General features: G+C 31.8%; 17 protein-coding genes and 1 pseudogene. 3 read left to right on the plus strand and 15 right to left on the minus strand.

What is annotated here, in order from left to right; genetic code table 11:
* Window positions 1-202 precede the first annotated feature (202 nt).
* From IDG66_RS05960 to IDG66_RS05995, 8 genes and pseudogenes are all read right to left on the minus strand, one after another.
* Window positions 203-387, minus strand: a pseudogene (locus IDG66_RS05960) (hypothetical protein).
* 88 nt (window positions 388-475) lie between these two features.
* Complete coding sequence (locus IDG66_RS05965) at window positions 476-1,540, minus strand: Mrp/NBP35 family ATP-binding protein (RefSeq protein WP_000958531.1); 1,065 nt, start codon at window positions 1,538-1,540, stop codon at window positions 476-478.
* A 147-nt stretch (window positions 1,541-1,687) separates the two neighbouring features.
* On the minus strand, window positions 1,688-3,130 hold the full coding sequence (lmrS, locus tag IDG66_RS05970; RefSeq protein WP_001141006.1) for a multidrug efflux MFS transporter LmrS: 1,443 nt from the start codon (window positions 3,128-3,130) through the stop codon (window positions 1,688-1,690).
* Window positions 3,131-3,452: 322 nt separating this feature from the next.
* Entirely contained in the window at window positions 3,453-3,926 is a 474-nt protein-coding gene (gene sepA, locus IDG66_RS05975) for a multidrug efflux transporter SepA (protein WP_001793373.1), read from the minus strand.
* Window positions 3,927-4,024: 98 nt separating this feature from the next.
* The gene (sdrM, locus tag IDG66_RS05980; protein ID WP_001237503.1) at window positions 4,025-5,368 is read right to left on the minus strand and encodes a multidrug efflux MFS transporter SdrM; all 1,344 of its coding nucleotides are present in this window, start codon (window positions 5,366-5,368) and stop codon (window positions 4,025-4,027) included.
* Window positions 5,369-5,544: 176 nt separating this feature from the next.
* Window positions 5,545-6,228, minus strand: a complete 684-nt coding sequence (trhA, locus tag IDG66_RS05985; RefSeq protein WP_000047255.1) for a PAQR family membrane homeostasis protein TrhA — start codon at window positions 6,226-6,228, stop codon at window positions 5,545-5,547.
* 18 nt (window positions 6,229-6,246) lie between these two features.
* The gene (locus tag IDG66_RS05990; RefSeq protein WP_000884735.1) at window positions 6,247-7,434 is read right to left on the minus strand and encodes a UTP--glucose-1-phosphate uridylyltransferase; all 1,188 of its coding nucleotides are present in this window, start codon (window positions 7,432-7,434) and stop codon (window positions 6,247-6,249) included.
* A gap of 43 nt (window positions 7,435-7,477) precedes the next feature.
* Window positions 7,478-7,993 carry a metal-dependent hydrolase gene (locus tag IDG66_RS05995; RefSeq protein ID WP_000147095.1) on the minus strand — a complete coding sequence of 172 codons (516 nt, stop codon included), beginning with the start codon at window positions 7,991-7,993 and terminating at the stop codon, window positions 7,478-7,480.
* A gap of 176 nt (window positions 7,994-8,169) precedes the next feature.
* On the opposite strand from IDG66_RS05995, the gene IDG66_RS06000 reads away from it, so the two are divergent.
* Entirely contained in the window at window positions 8,170-8,430 is a 261-nt protein-coding gene (locus IDG66_RS06000) for a SunI/YnzG family protein (RefSeq protein ID WP_001251935.1), read from the plus strand.
* Between the two features lie 131 nt (window positions 8,431-8,561).
* On the opposite strand, the gene IDG66_RS06005 is transcribed toward IDG66_RS06000, so the two are convergent.
* The 4 genes from IDG66_RS06005 to IDG66_RS06020 all read right to left on the minus strand — a co-directional run bounded on the left by IDG66_RS06005 (window position 8,562) and on the right by IDG66_RS06020 (window position 13,159).
* Entirely contained in the window at window positions 8,562-9,932 is a 1,371-nt protein-coding gene (locus IDG66_RS06005) for a YjiH family protein (RefSeq protein WP_001549577.1), read from the minus strand.
* 235 nt (window positions 9,933-10,167) lie between these two features.
* Window positions 10,168-11,136, minus strand: coding sequence for a FecCD family ABC transporter permease (locus IDG66_RS06010; protein WP_000989091.1), 969 nt, complete (start codon window positions 11,134-11,136; stop codon window positions 10,168-10,170).
* A complete protein-coding gene (locus tag IDG66_RS06015) occupies window positions 11,133-12,164 on the minus strand; it encodes a FecCD family ABC transporter permease (RefSeq protein WP_000974914.1) in 1,032 nt (343 codons plus the stop codon). The genes IDG66_RS06010 and IDG66_RS06015 overlap by 4 nt, the downstream gene beginning before the upstream one ends.
* Before the next feature lie 11 nt (window positions 12,165-12,175).
* The gene (locus IDG66_RS06020; protein ID WP_001214662.1) at window positions 12,176-13,159 is read right to left on the minus strand and encodes an ABC transporter substrate-binding protein; all 984 of its coding nucleotides are present in this window, start codon (window positions 13,157-13,159) and stop codon (window positions 12,176-12,178) included.
* Between the two features lie 165 nt (window positions 13,160-13,324).
* Between IDG66_RS06020 and IDG66_RS06025 the strand changes: the two genes are divergently transcribed.
* On the plus strand, window positions 13,325-13,450 hold the full coding sequence (locus tag IDG66_RS06025; protein WP_001789076.1) for a hypothetical protein: 126 nt from the start codon (window positions 13,325-13,327) through the stop codon (window positions 13,448-13,450).
* A gap of 100 nt (window positions 13,451-13,550) precedes the next feature.
* On the opposite strand, the gene sfaC is transcribed toward IDG66_RS06025, so the two are convergent.
* Genes sfaC through sfaA form a run of 3 tightly spaced genes read right to left on the minus strand, consistent with a single transcriptional unit; the run spans window position 13,551 to window position 17,565 of the window.
* Window positions 13,551-14,621, minus strand: coding sequence for a staphyloferrin A biosynthesis protein SfaC (gene sfaC, locus IDG66_RS06030; RefSeq protein ID WP_000951637.1), 1,071 nt, complete (start codon window positions 14,619-14,621; stop codon window positions 13,551-13,553).
* Window positions 14,622-14,627: 6 nt separating this feature from the next.
* The gene (sfaB, locus tag IDG66_RS06035) at window positions 14,628-16,385 is read right to left on the minus strand and encodes a staphyloferrin A synthetase SfaB (protein ID WP_000262633.1); all 1,758 of its coding nucleotides are present in this window, start codon (window positions 16,383-16,385) and stop codon (window positions 14,628-14,630) included.
* Window positions 16,372-17,565, minus strand: coding sequence for a staphyloferrin A export MFS transporter (sfaA, locus tag IDG66_RS06040; RefSeq protein ID WP_000170408.1), 1,194 nt, complete (start codon window positions 17,563-17,565; stop codon window positions 16,372-16,374). The genes sfaB and sfaA overlap by 14 nt, the downstream gene beginning before the upstream one ends.
* A 101-nt stretch (window positions 17,566-17,666) precedes the next feature.
* On the opposite strand from sfaA, the gene sfaD reads away from it, so the two are divergent.
* Window positions 17,667-19,643: a D-ornithine--citrate ligase SfaD gene (gene sfaD, locus IDG66_RS06045; RefSeq protein ID WP_001052564.1), complete on the plus strand. Its 1,977-nt coding sequence runs from the start codon at window positions 17,667-17,669 to the stop codon at window positions 19,641-19,643.
* Window positions 19,644-19,772 lie beyond the last annotated feature (129 nt).

Raw genomic sequence — 19,772 nt, forward strand, 5'->3', positions numbered from 1 at the left:
GGATCAAACTCTCCATAAAAATTATGATGTTTGATTAGCTCATAAATACTAAATAATGTTTGTAACTTATAGTTACGTTTTTTGGAATTAACGTTGACATATTGTCATTCAGTTTTCAATGTTCATTAATGTTCAATCTCTTTTATTCTACTTCATTTATTTCTTGAAGTCAATAACTTTTTGAACGATTACTTTATTTATTCTATATTGTTTTTATAGTTATTTCAATGGTAAGTTTTACACTTTTGAAATTCTTCTTTAAAAACAACTGCGTCGTTTTTGACGACTTTATCATATTATCAACTTTGGAATTTAAAGTCAATAACTTTTTTAAAACTTTTTGTGTTCACAACCCGCTTCTTTTTCAACGCGTTTATTGCTTAACACAAGAACTTATTTTACCAGCATTCCAAAACAAATCAACATAAAAACGTACAAAATAAAAGTAATTTTGTACGTTTAGCATATATTATACCTATTTATTTGTAGCAGCTATAACTTTTTGTGCAATCGAGCTATAAATTTTACCTAGACGATCATCTGATTGATATATTGACGGTGCAAAATCTTTTGGATTCCAAGATGGTTGCTCTAAAGGTAATTCCCCAAGTAATTGAGTATTAAGTTCATCAGCTAACTTAGTACCGCCACCTTTGCCAAAGACATATTCTTTATTACCCGTCTCTTTACTTTCAAAATAACTCATGTTTTCAATTACGCCAAGAATAGAATGATCCGTATGTTTTGCCATCGCACCTGCGCGAGCTGCAACAAATGCTGCTGTAGGATGAGGTGTCGTTACAATAATTTCCTTACTTGAAGGTAACATCGTATGAACATCTAAAGCTACATCTCCTGTTCCAGGTGGAAGATCGAGTATTAAATATTCAATGTCTCCCCATTTAACTTCTGTAAAGAAATTCGTCAACATTTTACCTAACATTGGCCCTCTCCATATAACTGGCGCATTTTCTTCCACAAAAAAGGCCATTGATATAACTTTAACGCCATGACGTTCAACTGGAATTACTTCCTTCCCTTTAATTCCAGGCTTTTCATCAATACCCATCATATCTGGTACACTAAATCCATATATATCGGCATCTACTAATCCGACTTTTTTCCCTTCACGAGCTAAGGCAACGGCTAAATTTACTGCAACAGTAGATTTACCGACACCACCTTTACCGGAGGCTATTGCAATAAATTCGACTGGATTATTTTGAGATAATAGGCCTTCTATCGTTTTAGGTTTATTTTCTTCTTTTGGTTTAAATTGATTTACTTTTTCTTCCGGCAATGTTTCAAATCGTATACCGACCGTTTTCGCACCGTTTTCTTTTAATGCATTAACAACAGCCATCTGTAAATCTAATTGCGGTGCACCACCTAATTGTGCCATTGCTAATTTAACACTCACATGTTCTTTTTCTTCCTTAATAGAAACTTCAACAATACCTTCTGTTTCTTTTAAAGGCACATCTATAATAGGATCTTTAATTTCTCCTACCAATTCTTTCACTTGATCTACCGTTAACAAAGCAAATCCCCCTTAATCATTTTAAGACATCTACATCATAGCAAATAACAATTTTTGCTTAGTCTATCACTAAAAGTATAAAACTTTTTATTAAATAAAAAAAGCAGTTAGCCTATTATTTTAAATAGACCAACTACTATAATTATTTTAAAATTTCCTTCTATTACTTTCTATTTCTTTAGGTTCTCTTATAAAAAGTGCTATCACATAAGCTGCCATAACAAGCACAGCTACAAAAGCAAATGAGATATCCACCCCTATAGCAATGGATTGCTGTTTAATTTCAGTTGCAGTTAAATGCGATGGCGATGTAGATAAAAATATTTTTGCACCAAAACTCATTAATGTAACCATTAAAGCTGTGCCTAGTGAACCAGCCATTACACGACCAAAGTTCATAATAGCCGTGCCATGTGAGATTTCTTCATTTCTCAAAGAATTAATTCCTGTAGTATTTATCGGCATCATGAGTAAAGAAACTGAAAACATTCTAATTGCATATACGACTATTAAATACGTATAAGATGTGTCTGTATGCAAGAAACACAACATAATTGTAGTAATTGTTAAAATTGTAAAACCAGTATAAATCAATGGTCTAGGACCATACTTATCATAAAATTTACCTGTAAAAACTGACATAATACCATTTATTATTGCACCAGGCATGATAACAAGTCCTGATAACAAGGCAGATAAAGATAAACTGTTTTGAACATATAGCGGTATAAGCAGCGCAGGTCCAACCATTGACATCATTATAATCATTGAACTAATCGTACATAATGCAAATGTTCTATTTTTAAAAACCCTTAAATTTAAAAGTGCATTAGTAATATTAAATTGTCTACGTATAAATAAATAGATAATAACCATACTTATTATCAACGCACCTATTACTATTGGACTTGTAAATCCTAAATCTCCTGCACTACTAAATGCGTATAGCATTAACCCGAATCCAATAGTTGAATACATTACTGAGCGCTTATCTAATTTCGTATATTTCACTTCATTGTAACTTGAGATTGAAACTAAGCCGAAAACAAAGGCAACTAAAGCAATTCCTACAATTATAATAAATGGTACTCGCCAACTCGCTTGATCAATAATTAATCCTGTAACTGTAGGGCCTATTGCTGGTGCAAATTGAATTACTAAACCTGCTAGTCCCATTGCAAAACCTCGATGTTCTTTACTGAACAATGTAAATAACGTAAATTGCATTAAGGGCATAAGTACGCCTGCACCCATCGCTTGAATTACACGTGCTAACATTAAAACTCCAAAATTCGGAGCTAAGGCTGCAACAATAGAACCTAATAAAAATGTCCCCATCGCCGCTAAGTATAAAGGTCTAGTTTTAATTCTATCCATTAGATATGCCGTCAAAGGTATCATGACGCCATTAACAAGCATAAACCCAGTAACTAGCCATTGCGATGTACTTTCATTAATATTTAATTCTCTCATTATACTAGGTAACGCTGTATTTAATAATGTTTGATTTAAAATAGCTACAAACGCACTAATCAACATAACAGCAACTATGAAGTTTCGTCTCCGGGTTGTTAATTCAACTTTAGCCATCATAATTCCTCCTTTTTAAAACAGATATACACTTGTCCCTTTAATACATATAGCCATTAACATAATGGGAGTAGTACTCAAATGATAAAGAAGCACTACATAATAAATCATTATTGGTTCTTACACATTAGGCACAGCTAATGTGTACTTAAAAAACTAACAATATAACATTGTAGGGCCTAATAATTTATTTTATTTCTCAGACTCATACAATGGTTATTTAACTTATTTACCACAAATTGAGCACTAAGACTCACTATTATCGATTCTTCTATTGAACAAAAAGAAGTTGGAACACATATGTGCCCTCAACTTCAGATATCTATTTTCTATTATTTAAATTTTTACTTTCAGGGTAAAATTGAAGCTTACAAACATATAAGAACCCTATAATAACCATGATGACCCAAAAATCGATATTGATATACACATAGTTCAGATGAATAATAAAATAAAATAACGTTGTTGCAACTGTGTAAGAAATCAAATGAAAAGTCGCGCCTCTAAAATATGCATTTTCAGGCAACATTTTTCTAAAATAATCCATTAAATGCTCGACTGCAAATATGATGAAGTACCCAAAGATTATATAACTGCCATAATATAATAGGTTATCGTACATACTTCTATTATATGTAAAGTCACCCAACCTAAAATAAATAAGTATTCTACTTAATCCATATAAACCAAACCCTAGAAATGTTAAAAAAATCGCACCAGAAAGTACAAAAATAAAGAGAACAACCATTGTAGTTAACAAGTTATAAAACTTATGTTTAAGATAATTCACAATCATTGGCCTCCTTATTAATAAAATATTGAACGATTTATCTAGTATCTAGGAAATTTATTATTTCTTACTTTAATTACACTACATCAATTTTAATCATAATTCTATTCTTTTGATTGAGATGACTGTTCTTTAAAAAATACGACCCATAAAACAATAAGCCCAATGCTAATTACAGCAACAGCACTTAACACATTATGTAAGTTTGGACCAAAGATTCCTGATTGTATCGCATAAAGATATCCCATTATTGTTGAACCTATTGATGCCCCAAGATTTTTAGTTAATCCATAAAATGACATCATTTTCTTCATTTGTAATGGGCTAGTTTCCTCTTGGACAATTACACTATCTTTCGTATAAATATATCCAAAACTTAATCCTGCCAAAATCAACACAAATGCTATAAGTACCGGCAATTTAATACCAAATGAAATGATAATACTACTTACTAGTAGCAATGTAAATGATAGTAAGTAAATAACTTTCCTTGATAGTTTTGCTTCAATTCGATGTAAATTAAAATTCAATGTAATCCAAGCTAAAGATAAAGGAAAAATAACCAATCCACTTTGCAATGGAGATAATCCTAGTTGTTCTTGAAGGTAGACTGGAATATATAAATTGAATCCCATTAAACAAATAGCTGTTAGAAGGTCAGTTATAAAAACTAAAGTAATCGAACGATTAAATTCAACCACAGGTAAAAATGGTGAAGAAACATGTTTTTCTACTTTAAATAAACACATTGCCACAACGATAGCTAAGATAAAACTCAAGAAATTTAAAAGTAACAGCTGTTGGTTTAATAAAGCAAACATAATCAATCCAATAAATACATAAAATAGCGTGAGCCCTTTAGTATCAAATTTTGATTTAGCAACTGTTTCTTCCTCTGGAAAATGAAATGTCCATATAACTAATATAATGGCAATGATCGCAATCGGTATATTTATGTAGAATAACCAATGCCATGTTGCAAATTCTAATATACCACCACCTAGAAGTGGCCCAATGATACTCGAAATACCCCAAACACTGCCAACTATGCCCATAATTTTATATCGTAACGGAATTTCAAATGCTAACTTTGGAACAATTTGCGATAATGACATCAATACACCTGATCCAAAACCTTGTATCACGCGTGATATAATTAGCATAGTAAAATTAGTACTTAAACCACACATAAAACTACCTATACTAAATAAAAGTAATCCTGCAATTGCCACATAAATAATTTTAAATCTCGAAAGTAATTCGCCCACTATAGGATTGGCAATTACTAATGCGATAAAATACGCTGTGAAAATTAATGAAATTAAATTTCCTGCATTTAAATCTTGTTTAATTGTAGGTAATGCAAGCGAAATAATAGATGATTCAATCGCTGACATAAACATAATTAATATTAAAGCTATAACAGTTATGATTGACTTTAATCGCATGAAATACCTCCTTCTATATATTTATTTATAAGATTTTATTTACAAATAATTGGTTTTCATATGTATAAACACTTTTGACTTTCAAATCTTAACGATAATTCTATTACAATACAATCCCCTATTAGAATGATTTATGTAATAAAAAAAGCGGAGTTTCCCCCAGCTTTTCTAAACGACTACATAAAATATAAGATTGCAATTAAATGCAATAGTGATGCTATTACAATAAAAATATGCCAAATCATATGAAAATATGGTCTATTCTTTTGTGCATAAAACCATGCACCAATTGTATAAGACACACCACCTAAGAAAATGAATAATATGAATATCCATGATGTGCGAATAAAAATAATTGGTAACAAGATAATACCTACCCAGCCCATCACTAAATAGACAATTAAGCTTAACTTTTGGTTAACTTTGACAGCTATGGATTTATATAAAATACCCCAAAGTGTTGTTCCCCATAATAAAATAAATACTGTCCAACCTATCCAACCACCTACAACTGTTAACAAAATAGGCGTATATGTACCAGAAATTGCTACGTAAATCATACTGTGGTCGATAATCCTTAAAATATATTTATGAGGTGTTTCATTTTGCATAGAATGATAAATAGTAGATGAAATAAACATCATAAAGATAGAAATAACATAAATAGACATACTCACAGACGCAAGCGTACCATGTGCAATATAACTGTGCACAGCCGCATAGGGTAACACTAATAATGTTAACAAAGCTGCAACACCATGAGATGCCGCATTACCAATTTCTTCTCCAAATGATAAAGGGATGATATCCTTAAATGTTTCTACGATTGTGTCATTACTTTTTTTAGTTGATTTGGACATCATAGTCACCGCCTATCATTAAATTAAACCCATTCTACGTAAATCTTCTGTTGCAGTTGCAACACTATCTTTACCTTCTTTATTTTTAAGAGGTGAAAATTCTTCTTCTCTAGGAACTTGTAACGTGACAAAACTAGTTCCATAAGTAAATATGTCAAAATAGAACAATTCGAATTTTAAAGTTGGTTGTTCAATAACCCCAAAGTTCTCATCTAATTGTTTCAAATTCTTAATAGCTAAATGATAAGGTAACTCACGATTTACAGCGTTTAAAATAAAACCAAGTTTAAATGCATGAATACCGATATTAGCATTGTTAAATTGATTTGCAACTTCTGGATCTAATTCTGAATACTCCAGTACTGTATCTTTACAATCGACATTAACTAAACGTCCAACACTTTCTCCTGGTTTTGGTTGAATCGTTTTAGAAGTAATATCGTAATCATGTTCTACCGTAAATCCTGCAAATAGTGGATCCAACACTTTTACTAAAACATTGTCGATATTATTCAAGAAAATATACTTAACGCCATTATTAGACATTTCTTCTAAGTATCCTGCCTTGTCTAAAGATTTAAACACGCCACCATTACCATTCGGCGTTTCCATAATACGACCCTGTTGATTTAAAATTAACTTCCCTTCTTCACTAAGCGCCACAATATTATCTTGTTTAAAGAAATGGATTGCTTCTTGATCATATCCAAAATAACTATGTGCTTCGAAATAAGCTAAAGTTTCTTCATGATTGATATCACTTGTCATAATATACCATTGAATCGTATGTCCAGATTGATGATTCAATGTTTTTAATTGGTTAGCTTGAAGTTCAAATAAACTTACACCTTCAATTTCAAACGAACCTTTAGGGCCCTTGTAACCAAGTCTTGTTCCTTGACCACCTGCCATCAAAAGTACTGCAAATTGTCCTTCTTTAATAGCTTGAAGTCCTTGTTCCTCTAAACGCTTAATCTCATCATCACTCATTTGTGATTTAATATCATATTTCACTTCAGAAACTGCAGATACATCATCTATTGTTTTCTTATTGATGTATAAATCGTTATATAATTTGGCAATAAAATCTAAATCTAATGACGCTACCTTCTCTTCAAGTGCTTCTTTTTCATTGTTACTCATTATTTTTTCATATTCACACAAATGATCTTGTTTATATTTAGCTAATTGATTTTTATCTAGCATTTTATGCCTCCTGCTGAGTTTGTAACCTTTAATAATTTATTTTCTATAAAAACTTAGTATTCCAGTTGCTTATTATATCATTGATGAAAGGCTGAAATAAAACATAAACTGTTCCGACCATTAACGCTGTAGCTAAAGATAAGTCTACAAGTCCACCTGTTTTAAATTGAATCGGTGTCTTCACATTAAACGGTAACGGATAAAATAATTTCACGCCTCTTGGTGTTATCATATCTAGTATAACATGTGACACTAACCCAATTATAATTGCTGCCATATAATAATTAGGCGTCTGAATAATTTGCAATAAAAATGCTATGATTGCGATAAATAATATTGAATGCGTAAAGGTTCGATGTCCAAAGATCAATCTCACAAAAAAACTAATTACCTTAAACCTTCTGCCAATCTTACTTTGAGTGTGACATATATCGGGTAATAAGCTAGCTAGAGTTGCTAGAATGATAACCGTAACCGACGAAAAAATATCCGTTTGAAAATATTGTGTTGTTAGCGCTCCAACGAGCATGCCGCATGAAGCATGTGTTTTACCTGTCATATTTGTTCTCCTTTAATACTCACATTTTACCACATCCCTAACAAAAACACGAACATATTTTCGGGTTAAAATTCATTAGTATGACACAATTTAAAAAAGTATCACATAACTCTTGAAAACGATTACAAAATCGTTTATGATGTATTTACAAAATATTTAAAGGATGTGTTTGAATAATGGCAATGACAGTAAAGAAAGATAATAATGAAGTGCGTATTCAATGGAGAGTTGCTGATATCAAAATTCCTACAAGTGAAATTAAAAATATTACACAAGACCAAGATATTCATGCAGTTCCTAAATTAGACAGCAAAGATGTATCTAGAATCGGCTCAACGTTTGGTAAAACGAATCGCGTTATTATCGATACTGAAGACCACGAATACATTATTTATACTCAAAATGATCAAAAAGTTTACAATGAATTAACTAAATAAATTGTATAAAAAAATCATTCATGGTGAGGGCTTCATGAATGATTTTTTTAATTGATTCAACACCCAGCAAAAACAAATACAAAAGGACAACTGTTCTCATAATTTTAACAGTTGTCCTTTTTCACATATATTTATAACAAAAGATGTGCCATCAAAGAAATAATTGGTAGTGTAATGATTGTTCTAATCAAGAAAATCATAAACAATTTGCCGATACTTACAGGAATCTTCGAACCAAGTATGACGCCACCTACTTCAGACAAGTATATTAACTGCGATATACTAAGTGCCCCAATAACAAAACGAGTTATATCATTTTGTACACCTTCAATTAATATAGAAGGTAAAAACATATCGGCAAAACCGATAATAATCGTTTGAGAAGCCTGTGCCGCTTCAGGTATTTGCATTAACTCTAAAAATGGAACAAAAGGTTTACCCAATATGACAAAAAAGGGCGTGTAGTTCGCAATAATGGTAGCAATAGTACCAATACTCATCACTACAGGCAAAATAACAAACCACATATCAATGACTGTTTTTAATCCTGACTTAAAAAAGTCAATAACGCCCGGTGCTTTAATACCAACTTCTGTTGCAGTATCAAAGCCATGTCTCAATGCCGTCTTTCCTTCTGGCAATGCCTCAGTACGCGCACTTTCAGGTACCTCCTTAGCATACTCATCAGGAATTTTATTTAAAGGCCAAATTCTTGGCATAATGACTGCTGCAACGAGGCAGGATACTATCACTGATAAATAGAAAGCAAAAAATTGATTTTGCATGTGCACTGTTTCAGCAACTACAATTGCAAAGGTGATAGAAACTACACTAAATGTCGTTGAAATAACTGTTGCCTCACGACGAGAATAATATCCTTCACCATATTGTCTACTTGTAATTAAGACCCCAACAGTTCCGTCTCCAATAAATGATGCTAAATTATCTACCGTCGAACGTCCTGGCAATGTAAATAAAGGTCTCATAACCGGTCTAAAAATAGGACCCAACATCTCTAACAAACCGTATTCCATTAATAGCGGTAAAAATAGAGCTGCAAATAAGAATACTGCCACTAATGTTGGCAATAAACTTGAGAACAATAATCCACCCGTTTCATCTGAGTAAATAACCTTTGAACCAATTCGTAAAAATGTCATCCATGCAAAAACAACTGCTAATATTCGTAAAATTAACCAACCAATTCTAACGTTAAAAGCATTGTTCATTAGCCCGTCAGGTTTCAATTTATCTTTTAAAATAGTTGAACAAATCAGAGTTATGATACCCGATAAAGTAATTATCGTCACAATTAAAAATGGCATTACGCCACCTAATACATCTTTAAGCACGCCTGCTAAAAATGCCACGGGCAACGTTGTTTGCTTCTGTCCATCTTGTTCGACTGGAATTGGCACTAAAAATAATAAGATACCAATTAAAGACATCGTAATAAACTTAAGTCTCCCAATAACTATCTCTTTCCTTGAAAAGCTATCCATAAAATCAATCCATTTCTCTATGTATTCGTTTTAAGTATATACAGAATTCTATTCAGTTAACAAACATATTCCTTATCATTCTATCTTTCAAAATGTTTATGTATGCAAAATAATGAATAATTACAGTTATTAAATATACGCTATTTCTTGTAATTTTTCAAGATGAATTCAAAAAAGGTTAAGTACAATTACTGATTTCGTACTTAACCTTTTTTAAACTCTAATCATATGTTAGTTATTTCATTCTTCGTAATAATATTAAGAAGTATGGTGCACCGATAATTGCAATGATAACCCCAACAGGAATATCCAGTGGCGGATGAATGCCACGGGCTAAACCATCTCCAAATGTTAACAATATAGCACCAATTAACCCCGACATGATAATAACGTGTAATGTTTTATTTCCTATTAATTGTCTCGCAATATGAGGTGCAATTAATCCTAAAAAGCTAATACCACCGACAACTGAAATTGCGGATCCTGCTAATATTACTGCTAAAATTAACAATAGCATTTTAATAGTTTTAACTTTTAAACCGAGTGCGGTTGCAACAGCATCACCTAGATTCAATACATCTAATTGATAACTCAATAAAATGATGATTGGTATCGTTATTAAAAACCAAGGTAATATAGTATAAATATTCGACATATCATGTCCATATAGACTACCTGTCAACCAAACAAGCGCTTTGTTTGCTTCCAGTGGATTTCTGATTAATAAGAACTGCACAATCGCCGTACATATTGCGCCTATTGCTAAACCAATTAAGGCAAGCTTTGAACCTTTAACATCATATTTTGAAATTAAAAATGATAAAAATAAACTTACTGCAAAGGCACCTAAGAATGAACCTATAGGTAATACAAACAATGGTGCTGTTGGAAAGGTCATAATAATAATCACAGCAGCTAAACTGGCACCTTTAGAAATACCTATAACATCAGGTGAGGCTAACGGGTTTCTTATTACAGCTTGTATAATTGCACCTGAAATAGCCAAGCTACTGCCGATAATAATACCAAGTAATGTTCTAGGTATACGATACTCATTTAAAATAAAATCATCTTGTGTAAAGATTCCCTTAATAGCATCAATCGGATGAATCATGACAGACCCTACACATAAACTTATGAATATACTCACAATTAAAAGGATTGTGATTAAACTATAACGACGTATAATTTTCGTTGTCATCATATTCTTTTCACCCCTTTAATCGTTATAAATAAGAAGTAAAGTGCACCTACGAATGATGTAACAATCCCTACTGGTGATTCATAAGGATATGTAATTAAACGACTTAATACATCTGATAGTAGTAACAAATCTGCACCTATAATAAATGTTAATGGAATCATGACTAAATAATTCTTACTCACATAGCGTTTGACTATATGCGGTACGATTAAGCCAACAAAGCCAATTGGTCCTGCCACTGATACCGACATACCTGTAAGAATAATGACTAATAGTCCAATGATAATTCTAACTTTATTTATATTTTGACCTAATCCCTTAGCAATGTCATCGCCTAGTTCCATTATCGTTAGTTGACGTCCAATAAAAATCGTTACAATTAAAGCACCAATAAGCCATGGTAGAATGGTTAAAATTTCATCCCACTTCATACTGGATAATGAACCGACAAGCCAAAACATCACTTGTTCGTTTGAATTCTCATTCAAAATAATAATACCTTCGGTCATACTACTAAAAAACAAATGGATGGCCATACCAGCCAATGCTAATTTAATGGGTGTCATACCTTTCGTAGCACCTGAAAGTGTATAAACAGTTAAACCACCTATAAATGCACCTATCACACCTAAATATAATGCATAATATTCTAATGATGGAATGATAATCGTCACAAATACAATGAAAAAAGATGCACCAGAACTGACACCAAAAATTTTAGGTGATGCTAGCGGATTGCGTGTCATTGCTTGCATTAACAAACCAGATACCGCTAATGCACCGCCAATAAATAACCCTGCAATCATCCTTGGCATACGTACATTATGCAATAAAAACGTTGCTTTCGTATCTGTATGACCAGTAACATAGTGAACGATATCGCTAAAATTAATTTTCGAAGAACCAATCGCCATATTTAAATATATACAAATAAAAAGAAAGCACAAACTCACTATATACGTGAGTGTTGTGCGTCTTTTTCTTTTATGATCTATGGCAGATTGGCTACTTATTTCTTTTATAGCCATTTACTTCCACCTTACTTTTGTTCTTTTTTTGATAATTCAACAAGTTCTTTAGCCATTTCTTCAGAAGAAATTAAGCCACGAGATCTTGCCCAAACATCACGGTCAACAATATCCACGCGATTATTTTTAACTGCATTCAATTTTTTCCATGTTGCATCTTCTTGTAATTTCTTGAATTCAGCAGAATCTTTTTTAGCGTGATCAGTCATAATGATCATACGCTCTGGATTTAAATCAGCTAAATGTTCAGTGTCTAATTGTAAGTAAGGTCCTTTCAAATATTTACTTAAACCTTTTGTTACATCGTCACTTAATGCATTTTTAAATCCTAGTTCGTTTAAAAATTGTCCAACATATGAATAGTTTGGATGTGCTAATAAACCAGCTTTAGCAACTACTGCTGGAAGCACTTTTTGATTTCTATCAAATTTAATTTCATCTTTATACTTATTGATTAATTTATCATGCTCAGCAAGACGTTTTTCGCCTTCTTTTTCTTTATTTAAAGCTTTAGCAATTGTTTTGAACGAATTAATGTTTTGTTTGTAGTCTCCATCAAAACTCTTTAATGATAATGTTGGTGCAATTTTGTTTAATTCTTTATTAATACCTTTATGTCTACTGCTATCAGCGATAATTAAATCCGGTTTTAATTTACTAATTTCTTCTAAGTTTGGCTGTTTACGTGTACCTACAGAAGTATAATCCCCAATTTTTTCTCTAACTGGTTTAATGATACGTTTTTTCTTACCATCATCAGCAATACCAACTGGATTAACGTCTAATGCTGCTAATGCATCTGCAAATGAGTACTCTAATACAACGATACGTTTTGCATCTTTAGGTACTTTTACTGTACCATTTTCATCTTTTACCGAAATAGTATCTTTAGTTGATGATTCTTTTTTACTTGAATTATCCGTATTACCACAAGCTGCAACTAAAAGTAAGGCAACTATTAATCCCAATATACTAAAAGTTTTTAGACCTCTCATCGTTCCACTCCTTAATATGTATAACTTCATTTATTATTTTATTGATAACAATTATCATTGTCAAGTAGCGTTCAATCTTTTTTATATTACTAAAATGTATGACTATATATTTCCTCTAGTAATTATGACTACAATTAGCACATTTCCTTAGAAAAAATATTGATAATGTATCATTGCTATATCATCTTTGCATTAATACAATTGACACCATTTAGTATGACCGTTATCCCTGTAATTCAGCTGATATTATCTGTTGCAATTTTATGTGACGAACTGTTGCACTTAATTTGATAAATCAACAAATACAAAAAATCTAAGTTGAACAATTATGATACAACCGTGCAAACGATATGTAGTATAACTTGTCAACTTAGACTTATTGATAAATATATTAATATTGGTTTACCATAGCAGGAGATTTCACATCAAAATTTTGAAGTAGCGTATCAATCTTTGAATCATCAATATATACCTTATGTAAATTTTTCATATACATCGAATGAGAAAGTGCTTCATAATTTAATGAAAAAGATATATGATCTCCAACTTGATAGTGTCCTTGACCATTTAAATCAAGCATTAAATGATCACTCGAAGCGCCTAAAATATTGATATGCTGATCCATAGGTGAAATATTATCGACTTTTGTATCTAAATAACCAATATCTACAATAGCTTGTAAGAATGATTCATGCGTTTGTGTATTAACTCGAGGTTTAATTTCTAAAATCTCAGCCTCCAATGTAATCGCATCTTGATATAACATAGCTATCGCTTGATTTGTCGTTGTATCAACACCTCTAAACAACGTTTCACCTATTCGCAATTCATTTATTTTACCCAAATCATTATATAAAAGTTGTGGTAACATGCTCGAATTACCACCTGAAATAATTTTCAATCGATATCCTATTTCTCTTTCAACAGCTGAGACGAATCGATTAATCATAAAGATATCATCATCACTTGGTGCATCAGATTTAAAACACATAAAATTGAATGCTAAACCTACAAAATGGATATTTTTCAAGTGAATAATCTCTTTAATATAATCTAAAACATCATAAGTCAGAACACCTTCACGGCCATCTTTCCAATCTACCATTAATAAAATCTTATGTTTTTTTCCTAAAACTTCTGCTACTTCATTTATTTGATGTATGGTAGATAATTCTGTTTGGATACTCATATCAACTTTTTCTATCATATCTGAAATCTCTTTTTTGGCAGGCGTACGCAATAACGTATATGTTAAATCCTGATCTGCAATACTAATTATGTTATCCAATCTGGATTCTGCAACATGATTGATACCTAACGCTTTTAAGCTTTCTACAATTGTACGGTCACCAGCTATGCACTTAATTACTGGTGTGAATTGCATATTTTTACTTTGAAAAACTGTTTGAAGTACTTTGGCGTTATATTTAATCTTCGATATATTTATGTTAACGTGTGCCATGTAGTACTACACCTCTTTTTTTATCGGATTATCTAACTCAATATTTAAATATTGCTTTACTTTATTTTCCATTCTCATATTTAACAACGCTTTGACAGTAATTGTTGGTCCAAACAAAATATCTTTTAACTCATTTGCATGTGGTAGTGTTGGGTTAATGGCATGCGCTACTACTTGCTGTACTATGTTAAATAATTCGGCTTCTTCAACACAATCATACTGATTAAAATGATGGATTAATTCTGCCATTTGATTTTGAATAACAGCATGTTGGAATTTTGCAATCACTGCATCTATAGAATCAGCTATTAAACTATCATTTGTAATTTTAATATCTGATACACGATGTTGTAATGTTTCTAAATCAATTCTAGAACCACCTAAATCTCTCACTAAAAATTGAATGTCAAAATGTGGCCCCAAGTTCACTACTGTATTTTGCATGTGTGCTTCTAATGCAATTCCATAATTTTGAATAAAAGCAATTAAAGGCGGGATTAATGCTTGAGAGTATCGTTCAATAAATGTCGTAATACTTTCTTTAGTAATTCCTTGATTTAACCACTCTAAGTAACTATCCACGATAACTTTTTGATCTATTGGATTTTTATTAACTAGACTTGCACTAACTACTGTTGCACCTTTTCCATCAATTTCAGGCTTTTGTCTTATGATACAAGCAAGCTGACGTGCCCTATCTTTATCAACATTTGCATATTCACCGAACGGTTCCATAGCAACTTTAAATCCTGGATATTGATTCAACATGTTTTGTAAAGCATAACTTAACTTTGGTCCATCTACAGTAGTCACAGTTGAGACTGTTCTAACGGCACTTGTTGCTTGTGCATCGACGGGCAACTTAACATGATATGGTTTATCAATTAAAGACATCGTCCTGAATGATAAAGTTGCTTTTGAAAGTATTGTAAACGGCGTTGGAATTAATATTTTTTTAGCAATCCATGCTTCAAAATATTTCCCTATCGTATGATCATATTGCCAAGGATGTACTAAAATCGCTCTATAGTCTTCACTTTTCAAACCTAAACTCTTCAAAAACACACGAATCTGATTGTAGTATTCAGGAATTATTTCATCAATAATAAATTGATCATTACCATCCATAGCTGTGCACACAACATGGTCTTTTTCAATCATCATAATTTGCAAAGGGATTTCTTTTTCAAACTCAGGTGCATATGCTCGTACTTCTTCCATAGTTAAGGGCAATTTCGTTTTGGTTAAAGGGTGTGTTGGATGCCCCTCTGGTACCAAACTCTCAGAATAAGTTAAATCATCTGTCTTATCACTATCTTTTACATGTTGTAACCATGAAAAAAAGTTAATATCTTGTGGTAATCTTGAAAATTTAAAACTTTGACTTATTAACGTTTGTCTGTGAGACATTTGCTTATATGTTTCAACTAAACTATCTCGACTGTGTATTAACTCTTCGCGTAGTCGCTCTGAAATAGGGATATCAAAGTCATGATTCAACACATCTAATAAACCTTCTAAAGTTATAATTAATGACGTTTCACCTTTATTTAAATAAGTAATATCACCTGTAAACTCGTAGCGTTCTAATGCACTTTTTCTAACAATTTCAATAGTCAACACATGCATATGATACTGAATTTCAATTAAAGATCCTTTTTGCGAAATAAATGTTTGCTCGGGGTAAATACGTTCTTTAATAATGGCGTTAATTACACGATATTGAATATTTCTATCTGCCTTTGCCCATTCAAGATATACCATGATTACTTTCCTCCAACTTTAACTTCAACTTTCTATTTATAAAATAGAATACCATTGTAATGCATATAGTACTTATTCCCATTATTGAAAAAGTTCTAACAATGCCAAACACATCTGCACATATACTCATTAACAGACTTCCCAATGGAATCATACCTCTATCCATCATAATAATACTCAGTACTTTACCACGTTCATAATCTTTAACATTATTTTGAAAATAAACGCGATTTGTCGTACGTGCCCATTGACTAAATAACCCAATCAATGTAATACAAATGAACATGATGACAATATTGTGAAATACCACACCTAACAAAGCAATGCCAAATAAAAGTGAACTTAAATAATACATATTTACCATACCAATATATTTAAGTACTCTAGGTAAAACTAGCGTTGCAATAATACCACCAATGGCACACATCGTCATAGCGATACCAAATATTTCAGATTTCCCCGGAAATACTTTGTTTGTCAAAACTGGTAAAAGTGTCGTATATGAAAAACCTGTCGCCATAATCAATAATGATGTTATAAATATTTGTCGACCTTCCATATGTAATTTGAAGTAATCTATAATAACTTTTAACGGCATGTATCTTGTTGCATCTTCAGGTATTTTAGTTACTTTAAAATGTAATGGTAAACATAATAAAACTGCGATAAAATAACAAATTGCCTGTGCAAGAAATGTTGTTGGCGCATGATAGACTGCTAATATGACACCAGCAATGGCAGGCCCTATTGAACGACAAATATTAATGATGAATGAATGAAATGATACAGCTTGTGTAGTAGATATTTTATCTGATAAATCTGGTAAGATTGCTTGTCTTAAAGGTGTTTCAACAGCACTTAAAATTCCTCTTAATGTCGCATATATAATAATGACGCTAATTGGAATTGCAGTGAAACTATACGTGAGCACACATAAAATTGCAGTTACTAAAAATGATGATGAAATTGTAATTCTCAGCAATCGCCCTTTATCATATTTATCGGCAATTGCCCCTGCCCACACACTTAGTAATAATATTGGTACAAGTCTGCAAAAATTGACAATCCCCAGATAAACTGCGTTATGATAAGTGGTAAGTACAAACCAATTTAGCCCTATTTGTCCAATCCAATTACCTAGAAATAGTAGAAAAGAACTGCTAAAAAAATATTTTGTCATAAAACTTACACCCGCATTCTGTTGATAATAAGAATCATTATCATTAATATGGATTATACAAATCTATCTTGCTTTTGTAAAATATTTCATAGAGGTGAATTATGAACTTGAACTTAATTTTTAAAGAACAGACATTAAAATTTAACAAAGAAGAACAAGAAACATATTTATTTTTACAACAACATAATAGCGATTGGGCTAATATTTTTAAAGAGATGATTTTACAAGGAAGAGATAAAGTCACTCAGAGATTAGTCACATCAATGCATCGCGAAAACTTAGTTAAAGCGCGCACTCAAAGTAAGAAAATATTGAGTCGTGATTTGATTATGTTAGATATCTCAACGACTCATATACTAGAAATCCAGTTCCCACAAGCTAAGCAAACATTATATGCTCCTATCACTGGAGAACACGCCTTTGATCGAATTGATGTTGAAGGCCCTTTCTACATTAAAGATGACATTACAAATACGATTACACGAGTACACCATCCAAATGAAATTCTTGAGTGTATTTTAATTGAAGCACCAGATTTAAAAAATGCTGCTAGTGATCAATTTCAGCAAGATTTAATAAACAGTGCAACTAATATGACATTTGCAATTAGCTATCAAGCACTGTCAATGCAACATGATTCTGCACCTTTATTTAATATTATCGAAAATAGCGAAGATAGTTACTTGCGTTCAGAGCAAGCCGTTATTGAAGGTCATCCGCTACATCCTGGGGCTAAATTACGTAAAGGTTTAAATGCATTACAAACATTCCTATATTCTTCAGAATTCAATCAACCTATTAAGTTGAAAATAGTACTGATTCACAGTAAATTAGGCCGGACTATGTCACTGTCTAAAGATTATGATACAACTGTTCATCAACTATTTCCGGAATTAATTAAACAATTAGAAAATGAATTTACGCCAAAGTTTAACTTTAATGATTATCACATTATGATTGTTCATCCATGGCAATTAGATGACGTATTACATTCTGATTATCAAGCAGAAGTAGATAAAGAATTAATCATTGAAGCAAAACATACGTTGGATTATTATGCCGGTTTATCTTTCAGAACATTAGTTCCTAAATACCCAGCTATGTCGCCACACATCAAATTGTCGACAAACGTTCATATTACAGGTGAAATTCGTACATTATCAGAACAAACGACGCACAATGGTCCACTAATGACACGTATTTTAAATGATATTTTGGAGAAAGATGTCATATTTAAGTCCTATGCATCAACAATTATTGATGAAGTTACTGGTATTCATTTTTATAATGAGCAAGACGAAGTAGACTATCAAACTGAACGAAGTGAACAATTAGGTACATTATTTAGAAAAAACATATACCAAATGATTCCACAAGAAGTCACACCAATGATTCCTTCAAGCTTAGTTGCAACCTACCCATTTAACAATGAATCACCTATCGTGACATTGATTAAACGTTATCAATCAGCTGCATCATTGTCTAATTTTGAATCATCGGCGAAATCGTGGATTGAAACTTATAGTAAAGCATTGCTTGGTCTCGTAATCCCACTAGTTACTAAATATGGCATTGCATTAGAGGCTCACTTGCAAAATGCTATTGCAACATTTCGGAAAGATGGTCTATTGGACACGATGTATATTAGAGACTTTGAAGGTTTAAGAATTGATAAAGTACAACTAAATGAAATGGGATACAGTACATCTCATTTCCATGAAAAATCAAGAATTCTTACTGATTCAAAAACGTCTGTGTTTAACAAAGCCTTTTATTCTACCGTTCAAAACCATTTAGGCGAATTAATTCTTACAATCTCTAAAGCATCAAATGATTCAAACTTAGAAAGACATATGTGGTATATCGTTCGTGATGTACTAGATAACATTTTTGATCAACTTGTACTTTCGACACACAAATCTAATCAAGTAAATGAGAATCGCATAAATGAAATTAAAGATACCATGTTCGCGCCATTTATAGATTATAAGTGTGTTACAACAATGCGTCTTGAAGATGAGGCACATCATTATACTTATATTAAAGTTAATAACCCTTTGTATCGAGAAAATAATTAAGGTTATAGAATTTTATTAATCGTGAGCTCAAGGATTACATTAACTTATTAAATACAATCTATACAAATGAGAGAATAATACATTTTCCATATTCAAATTATTAAAAATCACAAAAAAGCTCGGCACTTA

It is taken from the genome of Staphylococcus sp. EG-SA-18 (assembly GCF_017151825.1).
Classification (GTDB): Bacteria; Bacillota; Bacilli; order Staphylococcales; family Staphylococcaceae; genus Staphylococcus; species Staphylococcus aureus.

What these genes read in the sequence shown, in the direction of transcription:
- lmrS (WP_001141006.1), bottom strand. Translation starts at nt 3,130, where the DNA reads ATGGCTAAAGTTGAATTAACAACCCGGAGACGAAACTTCATAGTTGCT.
- sepA (WP_001793373.1), bottom strand. Translation starts at nt 3,926, where the DNA reads ATGATTGTGAATTATCTTAAACATAAGTTTTATAACTTGTTAACTACA.
- sdrM (WP_001237503.1), bottom strand. Translation starts at nt 5,368, where the DNA reads ATGCGATTAAAGTCAATCATAACTGTTATAGCTTTAATATTAATTATG.
- trhA (WP_000047255.1), bottom strand. Translation starts at nt 6,228, where the DNA reads ATGTCCAAATCAACTAAAAAAAGTAATGACACAATCGTAGAAACATTT.
- IDG66_RS05990 (WP_000884735.1), bottom strand. Translation starts at nt 7,434, where the DNA reads ATGCTAGATAAAAATCAATTAGCTAAATATAAACAAGATCATTTGTGT.
- IDG66_RS05995 (WP_000147095.1), bottom strand. Translation starts at nt 7,993, where the DNA reads ATGACAGGTAAAACACATGCTTCATGCGGCATGCTCGTTGGAGCGCTA.
- IDG66_RS06000 (WP_001251935.1), top strand. Translation starts at nt 8,170, where the DNA reads ATGGCAATGACAGTAAAGAAAGATAATAATGAAGTGCGTATTCAATGG.
- IDG66_RS06005 (WP_001549577.1), bottom strand. Translation starts at nt 9,932, where the DNA reads ATGGATAGCTTTTCAAGGAAAGAGATAGTTATTGGGAGACTTAAGTTT.
- IDG66_RS06010 (WP_000989091.1), bottom strand. Translation starts at nt 11,136, where the DNA reads ATGATGACAACGAAAATTATACGTCGTTATAGTTTAATCACAATCCTT.
- IDG66_RS06015 (WP_000974914.1), bottom strand. Translation starts at nt 12,164, where the DNA reads ATGGCTATAAAAGAAATAAGTAGCCAATCTGCCATAGATCATAAAAGA.
- IDG66_RS06020 (WP_001214662.1), bottom strand. Translation starts at nt 13,159, where the DNA reads ATGAGAGGTCTAAAAACTTTTAGTATATTGGGATTAATAGTTGCCTTA.
- IDG66_RS06025 (WP_001789076.1), top strand. Translation starts at nt 13,325, where the DNA reads ATGTATCATTGCTATATCATCTTTGCATTAATACAATTGACACCATTT.
- sfaC (WP_000951637.1), bottom strand. Translation starts at nt 14,621, where the DNA reads ATGGCACACGTTAACATAAATATATCGAAGATTAAATATAACGCCAAA.
- sfaB (WP_000262633.1), bottom strand. Translation starts at nt 16,385, where the DNA reads ATGGTATATCTTGAATGGGCAAAGGCAGATAGAAATATTCAATATCGT.
- sfaA (WP_000170408.1), bottom strand. Translation starts at nt 17,565, where the DNA reads ATGACAAAATATTTTTTTAGCAGTTCTTTTCTACTATTTCTAGGTAAT.
- sfaD (WP_001052564.1), top strand. Translation starts at nt 17,667, where the DNA reads ATGAACTTGAACTTAATTTTTAAAGAACAGACATTAAAATTTAACAAA.